The 15,794-nt window shown below is 64.0% G+C and carries 7 protein-coding genes; all 7 read right to left on the reverse strand.

Annotation, left to right across the window (positions count from 1 at the left end; genetic code table 11):
- Positions 1 to 58 precede the first annotated feature (58 nt).
- Entirely contained in the window at positions 59 to 4,975 is a 4,917-nt protein-coding gene (locus ABS769_RS14665) for an alpha-2-macroglobulin family protein (protein WP_317061317.1), read from the reverse strand.
- An 884-nt stretch (positions 4,976 to 5,859) separates the two neighbouring features.
- Positions 5,860 to 6,831: a nucleoside hydrolase gene (locus tag ABS769_RS14670; protein WP_317061323.1), complete on the reverse strand. Its 972-nt coding sequence runs from the start codon at positions 6,829 to 6,831 to the stop codon at positions 5,860 to 5,862.
- Between the two features lie 108 nt (positions 6,832 to 6,939).
- Positions 6,940 to 9,156 carry a TonB-dependent receptor gene (locus tag ABS769_RS14675; protein ID WP_317061316.1) on the reverse strand — a complete coding sequence of 739 codons (2,217 nt, stop codon included), beginning with the start codon at positions 9,154 to 9,156 and terminating at the stop codon, positions 6,940 to 6,942.
- 301 nt (positions 9,157 to 9,457) lie between these two features.
- Positions 9,458 to 10,657: a 2-methylaconitate cis-trans isomerase PrpF gene (gene prpF, locus ABS769_RS14680; RefSeq protein WP_317061315.1), complete on the reverse strand. Its 1,200-nt coding sequence runs from the start codon at positions 10,655 to 10,657 to the stop codon at positions 9,458 to 9,460.
- A gap of 63 nt (positions 10,658 to 10,720) precedes the next feature.
- Positions 10,721 to 13,363 carry a Fe/S-dependent 2-methylisocitrate dehydratase AcnD gene (gene acnD / locus ABS769_RS14685; protein WP_317061314.1) on the reverse strand — a complete coding sequence of 881 codons (2,643 nt, stop codon included), beginning with the start codon at positions 13,361 to 13,363 and terminating at the stop codon, positions 10,721 to 10,723.
- 243 nt (positions 13,364 to 13,606) lie between these two features.
- A complete protein-coding gene (prpC, locus tag ABS769_RS14690; protein ID WP_317061313.1) occupies positions 13,607 to 14,761 on the reverse strand; it encodes a bifunctional 2-methylcitrate synthase/citrate synthase in 1,155 nt (384 codons plus the stop codon).
- Positions 14,762 to 14,836: 75 nt separating this feature from the next.
- On the reverse strand, positions 14,837 to 15,733 hold the full coding sequence (prpB, locus tag ABS769_RS14695) for a methylisocitrate lyase (RefSeq protein ID WP_317061312.1): 897 nt from the start codon (positions 15,731 to 15,733) through the stop codon (positions 14,837 to 14,839).
- Between the last annotated feature and the right edge of the window lie 61 nt (positions 15,734 to 15,794).

A 15,794-nucleotide genomic window follows, 5' to 3' on the forward strand; every position in this document is an offset into this window, starting at 1 on the left:
CAATGGGGCGTTACCGGTAAAGCCCCATCGCGCGCGAGCGCGCTCCTACCTTGTTGTCCTACGGCTGCACCACCGTCATCGTCGCCGGCGTGCTGCGCCCCACACCGCGCAGCTCCGGGCGGTACATGTCTTCCACCAACGACGGCGGCACCGTATACGTGCCCGGTGTGACTGCGCGCACCAGGTAATACACCTGCGCCTTGCTACCCGAGGACAGCGACAGCGCAGCCACGTAGCGGTCGTCGCGGAACTCTTCGTGCTTGACGTCGGCGGCGCTGGAACGCTCGCTGATGCCGATGCCATCTACCACCACATCGGCCCACTGCTTGGCATCGCCGAGATTGAAATTCTCGATTTCCAGGCCTGCCGGCAACAGGTCGGTGAGCAAGGCGTCCGGCATGTTGCTGTTGGCGGTGATGACCACCCGCACGATCAGCGCTTCGCCTTCTTTGAGCGGACGCGGCGTCCACGGTTTGCCGTCGGTGGTGTACCAGCTGCGCTCCACGCTGAGGTTGCGCGTGTCCGGCTCCGGTGCGCTGCGCGGAATGCCGGCCACTTCCAGGCTGGCATACATCGGTGCTTCGCCCTGCGGTGCGAACTGCACACCGCGCGCCAAGGCGGCGCTGTCGAAACTGCGCCCGAACAAACGGGCCGGCGCAATCTCCTGCACCTCGCCGCCCACGGTCAGCGTGCCGGAGACCTGCTTGCCCTGCCCGACCATCAAGGCCTTGCCCAAGCGCGCAAGCGCCACCTGCTCCTGCGTGCTCAGCCACAGCCAGCCGGTGGCGCGACGTGCGTCCAGCGCGCGACCCAACGCAACCGCACGGGTGTCGTACTCGGGCTTGGACAAGCCACGCTCGTGCAGCAGCGCCATCATCAACGCATCGTCGCGGATCGCACTGCCGTAATCGGCGAAGTACAGCGGACGCTCGCTGCTGTCCTTGGCGAACCCTGCCTTGATCGCCGCCTGCCCACGCTTGGTATCGCCCTGCAGCGACAACGCCGCACCCAGATGCACCAGCGACAAACCGGTCAGTGCCTTGTCGCGCTGGTTGTCGTACAGCGCGCGCAGCGTGCCCAGCGGAGCGCGGTTTACGCGTGCCAACACATACCCCGACCAGGCCTGATTGGCGAACTTCAGGCTATCGCGGCGATCCTGCCCGTAGAACTCGTTGCCACCGGACAGCAGATCTTCGCTGAGCCGATTGAGCGCTTTCTGCAGCACGTTGTCGGGCACCGCAAAACCGGCGTCCTTGGCATCGAGCAGGAACTCGGCGATGTACGGGGTCAGGCCCGGATTGACGTACCCATCGTCGCCCCACATCGAAAAATGCCCGCTGGCGATCTGCATCGACGCCAGTCGGCCGAACGCGCCTTCCATGCGCTCGCGGCGCGTTGCCGCATCCAGCCCCTTGGTGCCGAGCGCCTTGGCGGTGGCATCGTCGAGCAGCAGCGCCGCATAGCCCTTGCTGGTGGTCTGCTCGGCGCAGCCGTACGGATACTCCAAAGCCCCTTGCAAGGCGCTGGCGAACGGAATCGGCGGCAACGGGCTGACCACCATACGCGCAGTGACCGAGCCGGCCATCAGGCCATCGGCAAAGCCGCTGTCCAGGGTGATCGGCGCCAGCGGATCGAGCACGCGCGTCTGCGCACGCAACACCTGCGGCCAACCGGCACGCACCGGCAGGTCGTAGCTGCGGTCGGCCTTGAAGCCATTGCCGTCCACACGCACGCGCACCTTGGCCACGCTATAGCCTTCGGTGGCGCTCAACGGGAAGCTCAGCGTCTGCTTGGCATCCACACCGAGCTTGACGCTGCGCGACGCCTCGGCAATGGCCAATGGGCCAACACCCTCGACGCGCACATTGAACTCGCCCGGCTTGCCGGTGAAGTTCTGCACATCCAGCGTCACCGTGCTGCGGTCGCCCGGCGCCATCACGCGCGGCATGCTGGCCTCGGCCAGGATCGGCGCGCGTACCACGGTTTCCATATCGTGATTACCGTAACGCGTGTCCGAATACACCAACGCCGAGACGCGCAGCGTGCCGTTGAAATCCGGCACCGGCAGCTGCACGCGCGCATTGCCCTTGGCATCGAGTTTTACCGAGCCGGAAAACAGGTCCACGGTCTGCACGCGCGCGGTCGGGCGCTTGGCCTGCGGCAAGGCTTCCAGCGCCATGTCGCCGCCGAACTTGAGCTTGCCGCTGGCGCCTTCGAAACTTTCGATCACCCGCCCATAGATGTCGTAGGAATCGGTACCCAACCGGCGCTGCGCGAAGAACTGCGCGTTGGCATCGGGCACCGGGAAGCGGGTGATGTTGAGGATGCCCACGTCCACCGCCGAGATGGTCACGTGTGCGGCCTTGCCGGCCAACTCCGGCACGCTCACCGTCACTGGCAGCGCCTGCTCGGGGCGCATCTGCTTGGGCGCAGCCAAGCCCACCGCCACACGTCGTGTCTTGCGATCCATCGGCACAAATGCCACACCCACCGCGCGCGCCGGGGTGATCTTGCTCGGCGCACTACCACCGCGAAATACCAGCGCGGTGACGTACACATCGTGGCGCTCCCAGCCTTCCGTCACCGGGATTTCGAAGGTACTGCCCGGCTTGACGTCGATGTCCTGCACGTACAGCAGCTTGTCGCTTTCCACCAACAACACGCCCTTGCCGGCATGCGGCGGGGTCAACGTGACGGTGAGCGTGTCGCCGGCGCGATAGGCGGTCTTGTCCAAGGCCAGCTTGACCTTGTCCGGGCGCGCGTCCAGGCCGCGGTTTTCGTCGTTCCAGCTCCAGCCGGCGCGGAACGGGTAGCGCGTGGTCAGCCCGGTGGACGGGTCGAACACGTCCAGGCGGTACTCGCCCCACTCCACCGGAAAATCGAGCTTGGCGTTGCCGCCGGCGATGTCGAGCGTGCGCGTGTCCTTGTTCTCGAAGCGGCGGGTGAAGTCGTAATCCCAATGGTCGTCGGTGTAGTTCCAGTGGTAGTCGCGCAGCTCGCGCACCAGCGTGGCCTTCAGGCCCTTGGCCGGTTGCGGCTTGCCATCGGCATCCACGCGGGTGATTTCGAAGCGCGCGGTGCCGTTGGCGTCGGTGCCGTCCTTGTCGTCGAACAGGGGGCGCACGCCGACCAGCGCCTTGGCCGGCCACAGCACGCGCTTGACGGTGCGGGTGACGGTGCGCCCGCCGGTCTCGTACACGCTGCCGGACACTACCGCTGCAATCGTGCTGACCGGCTTGGCTTCGGCAGGCAGCGCGATGTCTTCGCGCAACACGCCATCGCTGCCGAACTCGGTGTCGATCACGTCCTTGGCTTCGCGTGGCAGCTCCAGCGTGGGGTCGCCGAAGAACCAACCTGGCAAGGAATCGAGCGGATGCTGCTCGACGCTGACCGCGAGCTTGGCGGTGAAGCGGTTGCCGTCGGCCGGCGCGCCATACAGGTACGCGGCATTGGCGACCAGCGTGAACGGCTGGCCGGCGCTCAGGGTCTTTTGGGTGCTGTCCAGATCCAGCTTCATGCGCTCGGGCAGGAACTCTTCCACGCGCACGGTCATGCCCTGCACGGCGTCCTTGCTGGCCGGATCGGTGCGGAATTCCACCTGCCAGCGGCCGGTCGGCGCATCGGCCGGAATCTGCTGGGTGAATTCGAAATAGCCCTGCTCGCCCGGCTGCAGCTTGGTCTCGCGGAAGGTTTTGCCGTCCGGCTGCTTGAGGCGCAGGAACACCGGTTGCCCGCCTTTCGTCGGCCCGGCGGTCGGCTTGCCGTCGTTGTCGCGCAGGATCGCCGACACGCGCATGGTCTCGCCAGGGCGATACAGATCCCGGCCGGCCCAGGCGAACACATCGAACCACGCGCTTTGCCGCCCGGCCACCGCAAATTCGCTCAGATCCAGCGCCGGCTGGTTGAACGGCAGCACCGAGATATCGGTCTTGCTGCGCGCCGTCAGCACGTGACCTGCATCGAGCGTGTAGTTGAGCAACGCATTGCCGTTACCGTCGGTGGCGCCCTTGAGGAACAGTTCGCCCTTGGCATCGAGGATGCGCACTTCCACGTTCTTGATCGGCTCACCGCTCTGCAGCGAGGCAGTGTGCACGAACAGCTTGTCCTTATAGGCGCGCGTGTGCAGACCGATGTCGCTGACGGTGAAGAACGCGGTATCGAAGCCATTATCGAAACTCCCGGCGCGCTTCATCACCGCGAAGTACAGGCCTGGCTCCTGAAGTTCCTTGATGTCCTGCGTGGGCAGGTAGGTCAGCACACGCTCGTTCTGCTTGCCGCCGAGAATGAAACGATTGACGTAGACCGGGTCGGCCAGCTTGGACAACGGCTCCTTGTCGCTGTAGTCGCTCTCCAGCTCCCAGCTGCCGCGACGACCGCCGCGCTGAAACTGCTGAAAGAACGCCGGCAGCGATTTCTCGCGCACGCGCAAAAATTCAACGTCCACCTCAGGCACGTTGACCGACACGACCGGCAGACCGCGGCTCTCACGCGCAGGCAGTACGCTGCCTTGCGAAGCGAACCCGGCCACAGGCTTCAGCTCGCCGGTATAGACCTTCTGCTTGAGGGGCTTGCCCAGGCGGCTGCCATCGGCGGACAGCAGGTTGGCATCGACCAGCACGGTGTAGTCCTTGGCCGCTTCCACGTACGGGTAGCGCAGCGTCTTGCCGTCATCGGACAGCGACCAACTGCTATCGCCGGTGCCGACCTTTTCCTCGAAGCGCACCAGCGCATCGAAATCCTGCGTGCCGACCAGCGGCCGCGAGAATTCCAGCGCCAGCGACAAGCCGTCGCTGGTCTGGTCAGGATAGGCACGTGCCAGCGCAAAGCCGGTAATCGCCTGCTTGTCGGCCTTGATCGCCTCGCCGCTGGCGGTGGGCAACTGGCCGCTTTCGTTGCGCTTGCACGCCACCCCGCCGATCGCCACGGTCAGCAACACCACCCACAGCAACATGCGCCGTGTGCCCGACCACTTCATCCCTGATTGCTGGCTGTCCATTCGTGCTACCCCATGACTGAGGACGCAAGTATAGCGATGCCGTTCACGTCACTGATGGCGGCGATGGGGCGAGGCATGGACTTACCGATGGGCGGCGATCATGCGCCGCTAGGCGAACGTTGCGATGGCACCGGCGCGCCCGACCTGCGGACGCAGTGGTTTTGTTAGTCGCCCTTTTTAGATGCAGTCAAAAGCCTGGTTGGTCGAGGGCGCGGTGCCCTCACCGCTCGCGGGACACGCCGCAAGTACGTCCATGTAGGCTCGGTGGCGGCATCCATGCCGCCACACGGTCCCGCAATCGGTGAGGACACCGCACCAGAGAGTTGATGGGTTGCGTTGTTGAAAAACATGCACACCGACACTCTCGACTGGTCCTTGCCCGCCCACCGTCACGGGACCTTACGCGGCATGGATGCCGCGTAAGAGCCTACATGGACGTACTTGCGGCGTGTCCCGCGATGCTGGGCGGGCAAGGGCCCTGCAGCAAACCCACAGATCATCTGCCCTGCAACTGATCTATTAGCTCTGAGCAATCACTTCAACACGCTGAGACTTGAGTCGTAGCGCCGTTTAGATGCAGTCAGAAGCTCAGGTAAGAAACCTTGTCGGTCGAGTGTACGGTGCCCTCACCGCACAAGAGAATTCGTCGGTTGCTTTTGTTGAAGCTACGCAGACCGACCATCTCCACTGGTCCTTGCCCGCTCACCGTCGCGGGACCTTACGCGGCATGGATGCCGCGTAAGAGCCTACATGGACGTACTTGCGGCGTGTCCCGCGATGGTGGGCGGGCAAGGGCCCTGCAGCCAAGTCGCAGCTCAGCGGCCCTGCAACGGACCGGCGTGACGTCGTTTTGTTCGCCGTTCTTAATGCAACTGCAACAACGTACGCATGTACATGTCGATCAACGCCGGCTTGTCCGCACGCAGGCAGGCCTGCACGTTCGGCGTGCCGGCTCCTTCGCGGGTATACCCCTGCGCATCGACATCCAGATGCAGCGGCGTAGTCGGGCACAGTGCGGGGCGCAGCAGCCAGGCCACCGGCACCGCGTCGAACAAGGTGGGCGTGGCGCTGGCCCAGGGCTGGTCGGTATTGCGCCACTGGTAGTACAGCTGAGTGAGCGCATCGGTGAGCCCATCGCCATGTGCAAACAAGGCGATGCGCTCGGGTTCTTCCAGCGTGATCTGGGTGGCATCCAAGGGCAGCAACACAATCGGCACGCCTGCCGAGAACACCAGCTGCGCTGCCGGCACATCGGAGAGGATGTTGTACTCCGGTGCCGGCGCACTGGCCGGGCGATACGCCGACTTGCCATAGCCAACGCGTACCGAGCCGCCCATCGCCACGATGCGCTTGAGCTTGGCAAAGCTGGCCGGGTCGCGCTGCTGCGCCAATGCGGCGTCGGTCATCGGCCCCAACACCAGCAAGGTCACCTGACCTGGATGCTGGCGCGCCTGCTGCAGGATCATCTGCGCCGCATCCGGCAGCTTGCCTGGCAACTGTCCCTTGGCCGCCCAACGCGCCTGGCTGAAGGCAATCGTGCTGGTGGTACGCGCGCCCACCGCCAACGGAATTTCGCTGCGCCCGGCCTGCTGCAACAGGCGCTGCAACAACTGTGCACGCAAGCTGGTATCGCCCCATGCCGATGCGATGCCCAGCACGCGCAACTGCGGGCTACGCAGCAACAGCCCGAGCGCAAACGCATCGTCGATGTCGTCGCCGATATCGGTGGAGACCACCAGCAGCTCGGTGGATGTGGGCGTTGGCGCAGCCTGCTCTGCACTCGCGGCAGGCGTCTGCGCCCATGCCACTGCCGACACACACCACAGCCCCACCATCCACCACGCCTTACCCCATATCCGCTGCATGCATCTCCTCCTGCCGCCATAAAAAAAAACCGCCGGCATCATAGCCGGCGGTTCGAGAGTGCTACACCACAACGCCGATCAGAAATTGGCGCGGAACTGCGCACCGACGATGCGCGGGTCGTTGATGAAGCCGGTGAGGTTATTGAAGTCGATCGCACCGGTCACGCGGATCTGGTTGGTGCAGTTGCGGCAGAACACCGACAACTCGTACGCGCCCGCGCCCCAGTTGTAGCCGATCTTCGCACCGCCTTCGACCAGCGGCTGGCCGGTGAATTCCTTGGAGTCGTATAGGAAGAAATTCACTTCGCTGCGGTAGGACCAGTCGGTGTAGAAGAACAGCTCGCCGTCGTTGCCCATCGGGATGCCGTAACGCAGCGTGGCGTTGGCCATCCACTTGGATGCCTGCGGCAGATCGTTGCCGTCGATCAGCGCGTTGCCGGCCGCATTGAGCGGGTCGGTCACGGTGCAGGTGCGGCACACGCCCACCGACAGGCTCGGGTCGTCGATGCGGGTCCAGTTGTAGGCGCCACCGGCGGTGACGCGCAGGTTCTGGGTGATCAGCGCTTCGAAGTCGAACTCGGCACCGCGCGCCTTGGTCTTGTCGGCGTTGAGCAGACGCACGTCGTTGGAGACGCCGCCCACTGCGGTGAGCTGCTGGTTCTTGACGCGGAAATCGTAGATGTCGAAGCTCAGACGCGCGCGGTTGTCGAACAGATCCGACTTGATGCCGATCTCGAACGAATCCACCGTCTCCGGCTCGGCCACGGTCAGCGGCGCGGTGCCCGAGGGCACGCCGAAGCTGGCGCCACGGAAACCGCGTGCCGCACGTGCGTACACGTTGACGTCGTCGTTGATGGAGAACGTCGCCGCCAGATCGCCGGTGACCTTGGAGTTGTCGGTCTCGCCGCTGGACGGCTCGACCAGCGTGACGCGATCCAGCGCCAGCACGTCGAAGGTCTTCTTGTCGTAGGTGTAGCGGATGCCGGCGCGCAGGTTCAGGCGATCGGTGGCCGCGTAGTTCAACGAACCGAACGCCGCCCACGAAGTGTTGCGCTGGCGGGTCAGCTGGTAGCTGGCCAGATCACCGCCGCTGAAGGTGTTGTAGGTGTAGTTTTCGCCTTCCACATCGTCATGGAAGTAGTACAGGCCGGCCTGCCAGTTGAGCGGGCCTTCGTACTGCGATTCGGCACGCACTTCCTGGCTGTACTGGTCCAGGCTCTTGATGCCGCCGGCGGTTTCCACCGGGAACGGAATCACGCCCGGGCCGGACGGCGGTGCGAACACCGCGCCGAAGCCGCCGTCGATATCGCCGCGGCTGTAGTACTTGCCGATGCCTTCGTAGGCGGTGATCGAGTGCAGTGCGATGTCGCCCAGGTCCCAGGTCAGATTGGCGCTGCCGCCGTAGGTCTGCAGTTCCTGGTTATTGGCGCCGTCGATGAAGGACTTTTCTTCGTCGAAGCCGTCCACCAACTGGTTGGTGCCGGGCTGGATGATGTTGGCGCGGAACAACCGTGCAGTGCCGTCTAGGTGACGCGCATGCGCGTTGAACAGCGCGCTGAAATCGTCGCTGGCCTGGTACAGCAGCTGCAGGCGCACGGCCGAGTCGGTATAGCCTTCCAGATCGCGGCCGTCGCTGTTTTCCACCCAATCGTCGCGGCGCTGGCCCAGCGTGGACAGACGCGCCGCCCAATGCTCGCCCATCGCGATGCTCAGGCCGCTTTCCAGCGTCATGGTGCCGTAGGTGCCGTACGACAGGCTGGCGTAGCCGTCGTTGGCGCCGATGGTCGGCTTGACCGAGTTGAACTTGACCACACCGGCCGGCGTATTGCGGCCGAACAGCGTGCCCTGCGGGCCGCGCAGCACTTCCAGGCCTTCCAGATCGAAGATCGGGAAGCCCTTCAAGAAGGCATTTTCCTGCACCACGTCGTCATAGATCAGCGATACCGGCTGCGAGGCGTAGGTGTTGAAATCGGTGTTGCCGTAGCCGCGGATGTACACGCGCGGGAACACACGGCCGTTGGACGATTCGATATTGAGGCTGGGCGCCTTGCCGGCGAGCACGCGAATATCCGAGCCGCTGGTGGAGATGGCGTCCAGAAATTCCGGGCGCAGCACCGATGCCGACACCGGCACGTCCTTGGAGTCTTCCGAACGGCGTTCGACCGTGACCTTGACCGCGTCCAGACGCACGACACCATCGTCGCTGGGCGCCTGCTGGGCAGCGGCATGGAACGGAAGAAGGGAAGCGACGGCAACGGCGAGCGCGCTGATCTTGAGCGACCGGCTGGCGGACATGGGAAAGACTCCGAATTCTGGTGGCGGAACGGCCTGATCTGCATGCCGCGTTGCAACAGAATTAACACGATTTACACAAATTTGGCAGAGCGCGTGCGAAAAAGTTTTCGGAATTCGAAAAGGCGTTCGAATTAATGCAACGCGGCCGTGCAATTTGTGCGTTGGTGCGTACTGGGTCTCAGGCCCGGCGCTTGGTAATGGGTCGCCTAGAAAAGGAGGCTTGAGCCTGCTGTTCCAATCATGGGGAAAGGCGCTGACATCGCCAGCGGTGGCGGCGGCATTCCATGACGCTTGGCGCCGATCACTGTGCCTGCACAACATCACCCGGCACCCGCACCCAACCTTCCATCAGCACCCGCGCACTGCGGCTCATCAGCGCCTTGGTCACCTGCCACTGGCCATCCACCAATTGCGCCTCGGCGCCAACGCGCAACGTGCCAGACGGATGCCCGAAGCGCACCGCCGAGCGCGTCGCGCCGCCCGCTGCAAGATTGACCAACGTGCCCGGCACAGCGGCTGCCGTGCCGATCGCCACCGCCGCAGTACCCATCATCGCGTGATGCAACTTGCCCATCGACATCGCGCGCACCAGCAGATCGAGTTCGGCCGCGTGCACCAGCTTGCCGCTGGACGCGGTGTAATCGGCCGGCGGCGCGACAAACGCCACCTTCGGCGTGTGCTGCCGTATCGCTGCGTCTTCCACCTTCGCAATCAAGCCCATCCTTAGCGCACCGTGCGCACGTAATGTTTCGAACATCGTCAGCGCGCGCGGGTCGCCATTGATCGCCTCCTGCAACTCGGTGCCGATGTAGCCCAGATCGCGCGCGTTGACGAAGATGGTCGGGATGCCGGCATTGATCATCGTTGCAGCGATCGTGCCCAGGCCAGGAATCTCCAACTGATCGATCAGCTTGCCGGTGGGGAACATCGCCCCGCCCTCGCCTTCTGCAGCATCGGCCGGGTCGAGAAATTCCAGCTGCACTTCGGCCGCCGGAAAGGTCACCCCATCCAGTTCGAAGTCGCCGGTTTCCTGCACCTGGCCATCGGTCATCGGCACATGCGCCACGATGGTCTTGCCGATATTTGCCTGCCAGATCCGCACCGTCGCCACACCATCGCGCGGCACCCGCGCGGGGTCGATCAGGCCATTGGCAATCGCAAACGGCCCCACCGCCGCCGACAGATTGCCGCAGTTGCCGCTCCAGTCCACGAACGCGCTGTCGATGGCCACCTGCCCGAACAGATAATCCACATCGTGCCCGGCGCGCGTGCTTGCAGAGACAATCACACTCTTGCTGGTACTGGAGGTCGCCCCACCCATGCCATCGATCTGCTTGGCATACGGATCGGGGCTACCGATCACCCGCAACAACAACGCATCGCGCGCAGGACCAGGCTGCTGCGCGGCGGCAGGCAAATCCTGCAGGCGAAAGAACACGCCCTTGCTGGTACCGCCGCGCATATAGGTGGCGGGGATGCGGAGTTGGGGGAGATGGGTCATGGGTGAAGGCCGGGATTGGGATTGGGGATTAGAGCGGCAGTACGACGCCGGGAGCCATGGACGCTAATGTGCTTGCGATGCCGATGTCGCTTTCAACGCATCTCGATTCCCGGCTCCCGATTCCCGGCTCTCCAAAAAATCCTGCGCAAAGCGTTGCAGCACGCCACCGGCCTCGTAGATCGACACTTCTTCGGCAGTATCCAGCCGGCACGTCACCGGCACCTGCAACTGCTCGCCGTTGCGCCGATGGATCGACAGCGTCAGCGTAGCGCCGGGCGTGCGTTCGCCCATCACATCGAAGGTTTCGCTGCCGTCGATGCCCAGCGTCTTGCGATCGGTGCCCGGCTTGAACTCCAGCGGCAATACGCCCATGCCGATCAGGTTGGTGCGGTGAATCCGCTCGAAGCCTTCGGCCACGATCACCTCCACGCCGGCCAGACGCACGCCCTTGGCGGCCCAGTCGCGCGAGGAGCCCTGGCCGTAATCGGCACCGGCAATGATGATCAGCGGCTGCTTGCGCGTCATGTAGGTTTCGATCGCCTCCCACATGCGCAGCACCTGCCCTTCCGGCTCCAGACGCGCCAGCGAGCCGGCAGTGATCTGTCCATCGACCACCGCCATTTCGTTGACCAGTTTGGGGTTGGCGAAGGTGGCGCGCTGCGCGGTGAGGTGGTCGCCGCGATGGGTGGCGTAGGAGTTGAAGTCTTCTTCCGGCACGCCCATCTGCGCAAGGTATTCGCCAGCGGCACTGCCCGCCTGGATCGCATTCGACGGCGACAGATGATCGGTGGTGATGTTGTCGCCCAGCACCGCCAGCGGACGCATGCCATGCAATGTGCGCGCACCGGCCAGCGCGCCTTCCCAATACGGCGGGCGACGGATGTAGGTGCTGGTCGGCCGCCAGGCGTACAGCGGGCTCACCTGCATGCCCTGCCCCACACTGCGCTTGAACATCGGGTCGTAGACGCTGCGAAAGTGCTCCGGCTTGACGCTGCGCGCCACCACCGCATCGATCTCCGCATCGCTGGGCCACAGATCCTTGAGCGTCACCGCCACGCCATCGGCATCGATGCCCAGCACATCTTTTTCGATATCGAAGCGCACCGTACCGGCGATGGCATAGGCGATCACCAACGGCGGCGATGCCAGAAACGCCTGCTTGGCATACGGATGGATGCGCCCGTCGAAATTCCGGTTGCCCGACAACACTGCTGTTGCATACAGATCGCGGTCGATGATCTCCTGCTGGATCACCGGATCCAGCGCGCCGCTCATGCCATTGCAGGTGGTGCACGCGAACGCCACGATGCCGAAGCCCAGTTGTTCCAGCTCGCTCAGCAAGCCGGCGTCTTCCAGATACAACTGCACCGCTTTGGAGCCTGGCGCCAGCGAACTTTTCACCCACGGTTTGCGCGTCAGTCCACGTGCATTTGCATTACGCGCCAGCAAACCGGCGGCGATGACGTTGCGTGGGTTGGAGGTGTTGGTGCACGAGGTGATCGCCGCGATGATCACTGCGCCATCGGGCATCTGGCCTGGCACGTCTTCCCACGTGGCGGCAATACCGCGCTCGGCCAGCTCGCTGGTCGCCACCCGCTTATGCGGATTGGACGGCCCGGCCATGTTGCGCACCACGCTGGCCAAATCGAACTGCAGCACGCGCTCGTACTGCGCGGTGACCAAGTCGTCCGCCCACAAGCCGGTCTGGCGTGCGTAGGTGTCCACCAACGCAATCTGCGCGTCTTCGCGCCCGGTCAGACGCAAATAGTCCAGCGTTTGCTGGTCGATATAGAACATCGCCGCGGTGGCACCGAACTCCGGCGTCATGTTGGAGATGGTCGCGCGGTCGCCAATGGTCAACGCGCTGGCACCGGCGCCATAGAACTCCAGATACGCGCCGACCACTCGTTGCTGACGCAGAAACTCGGTCAACGCCAACACGATGTCGGTGGCGGTGATACCGGGCGCTGGCTTGCCCAGCAACTCAACACCGATGATGTCGGGCAAGCGCATCCACGAGGCGCGCCCCAGCATCACGTTTTCCGCTTCCAGCCCGCCCACGCCCACTGCGATCACACCCAGCGCATCCACATGCGGGGTGTGACTGTCGGTGCCTACGCAGGTATCGGGGAACGCCACGCCATCGAGTGTGTAGATCACCGGCGACATCTTCTCCAGATTGATCTGATGCATGATCCCGTTGCCCGGCGGAATCACTTCCATGTTTTCGAATGCGCGCTTGGTCCATTCGATGAAGTGGAAGCGGTCGGCGTTGCGGCGATCTTCCACGCTGCGATTCTTGGCGAAGGCCTGCTTGTCGAAACCGGCGTATTCCACCGCCAGCGAGTGATCGACGATCAACTGCACCGGCACCACCGGATTGACCTGCGCCGGGTCGCCACCCTGCTCGGCGATCGCATCGCGCAAGCCGGCCAGGTCGACCAACGCGGTCTGCCCTAGAATGTCGTGGCACACCACGCGCGCCGGAAACCACGGGAAATCCAGGTCGCGCTTGCGCTCGATCAGCTGGCGCAGGTACGCCTCCAGCAGTTGCGGCTCGGCACGCCGCACCAGGTTTTCGGCATGCACGCGCGCTGTGTATGGCAGCGTTGCGTAGGCGCCGGGTTGCAGCGCGTCCACGGCGGCGCGTGCATCGAAGTAGTCCAACGAGGTGCCCGGCAGGGGCTTGCGGTACTGGCTGTTCATGGCTGGCGATATCGAAGCGGGCGGGGGGTATTTCGGGATTCGGGATTCGGGATTCGGGATTCGGGAATCGGGATTCGGGAATCGGGAATCGGGAATCGGGAATCGGGAATCGGGAATCGGGAATCGGATTCATGATTTCCGGCGTGTGGGGGGACTGCCATCTCTCGTTGCGGTTGCCATCGCCTGATCGCCTTCGTTGGATGAAGGCGATCGTGGCGGATCAAGCCAACCGCTGGCGCGTCCTCAGGAGCGTTGATCCAGCGGTACGAAGGCCTGATCTTCCGGGCCGGTGTAATTGGCCGAGGGACGAATGATCTTGCCGTCCATGCGCTGCTCGATGATGTGCGCGCTCCACCCGGCAGTACGCGCCAGCACGAACAGCGGCGTAAACATCGCCGTCGGCACGCCCATCATGTGATAGCTCACCGCACTGAACCAATCCAGATTCGGGAACATCTTCTTGATGTCCCACATCACCGTCTCCAGCCGCTCGGCAATGTCGTACATCTTGCGGCTGCCCTGCTCGCCGGATAGCTCGCGCGCCACCTCCTTGATCACCTTGTTGCGCGGATCGGACACGGTGTAGACCGGATGTCCAAAGCCGATCACTACTTCCTTGCGCTCCACGCGTGCCTTGATGTCGGCCTCGGCCTCATCCGGCGTGTCATAACGCTTCTGTATGTCGAATGCCACCTCGTTGGCGCCGCCATGCTTTGGCCCGCGCAACGCACCGATGCCGCCAGCGATGGCGCTATACATGTCGCTGCCGGTGCCGGCAATCACGCGGCACGCGAACGTGGAGGCATTGAACTCATGCTCGGCGTACAGGATCAGGCTGGTGTGCATCGCACGCACCCACGTCTCCTTCGGCGCGAAGCCGTGCAGCAAGTGCAGGAAGTGCCCACCGATCGAATCATCGTCGGTTTCCACCTCGATGCGCCTGCCGTTGTGGCTGTAGTGATACCAGTAGAGCAACATCGAGCCCAGCGAAGCCATCAGCTTGTCGGCGATATCGCGCGCACCGGGATGATTATGGTCGTCCTTCTCCGGCTGCAGGCAGCCCAGCACCGAGACACCGGTGCGCATCACATCCATCGGGTGTGCCGACGGCGGCAATTGCTCCAGCGCCGCTTTCACCGCAGCCGGCACGCCACGCAGCGAGCGCAGCTTGGCCTTGTAGCCGCGCAATTCGCCGTTGTTGGGCAATTTGCCATGCACCAGCAGATAGGCGATTTCCTCGAACTCGCTGGTGGTGGCCAGATCGAGAATGTCGTAGCCGCGGTAATGCAGATCGTTGCCGCTGCGGCCCACCGTACACAACGCGGTGTTGCCGGCAGCAGTACCGGACAATGCGACGGATTTTTTCGGCTTGAAACCGGGATTGACGGTGTCGTTCATGCGATGAGCTCCCAAACTATGTCGTGTTGCGGTGCCACGGATGAGGTGGCGAAACGTGCGCGCAGCAGAGCGCGATCATGCGCCTTTGCGCGCAAACAGCGCATCCAGACGCTGCTCGTAGCCGTGGTAACCGATGCGTTCGTACAGTTCTTCGCGTGTCTGCATGCTTTCGAGCACGGCCTGTTGATGACCGTCGCGACGAATCGCGGTGTAGACCGCCTCGGCCGCCTTGTTGGCCGAACGAAATGCGGACAACGGAAACAGCTGGATCGCCACGCCGGCCTGCGCAAGTTGGTCGCGGGTAAACAGCGGCGTCTTGCCGAATTCGGTGATGTTGGCCAGCACCGGCACGCGCACTGCATCGACAAAACGCTTATAGGTGTCCAGGTCGTACGCGGCTTCGGCAAAGATGCCGTCGGCACCGGCTTCCACGCAGGCGATCGCACGTTCGATCGCCGCATCCACGCCTTCCATCTGGATCGCATCGGTGCGTGCAATCAGGAAGAACGCCGCATCGGTCTTGGCATCGGCTGCCGCCTTGACCCGGTCGACCATCTCGGCCTGGCTGACGATCTCCTTGCCCGGCCGGTGGCCGCAGCGCTTGGCGCCGACCTGGTCTTCGATATGGCAGCCGGCCGCACCCGCCTTGATCAGCGACTTGATGGTGCGCTCGATATTGAACGCGCTCGGCCCGAAGCCGGTGTCCACATCCACCAGCAACGGTAGCTCGCAGACATCGGTGATGCGGCGCACGTCGATCAGCACGTCTTCCAGCGTATTGATGCCCAGATCCGGCAGTCCCAACGAGCCAGCCGCCACACCCCCGCCAGACAGGTAAATGGCCTGGTATCCGGCGCGCTGGGCCAGTAACGCATGGTTGGCGTTGATCGCGCCGATCACCTGCAGCGGCGATTCGGCAGCCAGCGCGGCGCGGAAGCGCGTGCCGGCGGAAGCGGGGGGCGAAAGCGTCATGGCGGTTCCTGGATTGGGATGTGGTGATGAGCGCAAGTGGCGTGCCAACTGTAACCCTTTG

This window comes from Xanthomonas hortorum (assembly GCF_040279205.1).
GTDB classification, from domain to species: Bacteria; Pseudomonadota; Gammaproteobacteria; order Xanthomonadales; family Xanthomonadaceae; genus Xanthomonas; species Xanthomonas hortorum_F.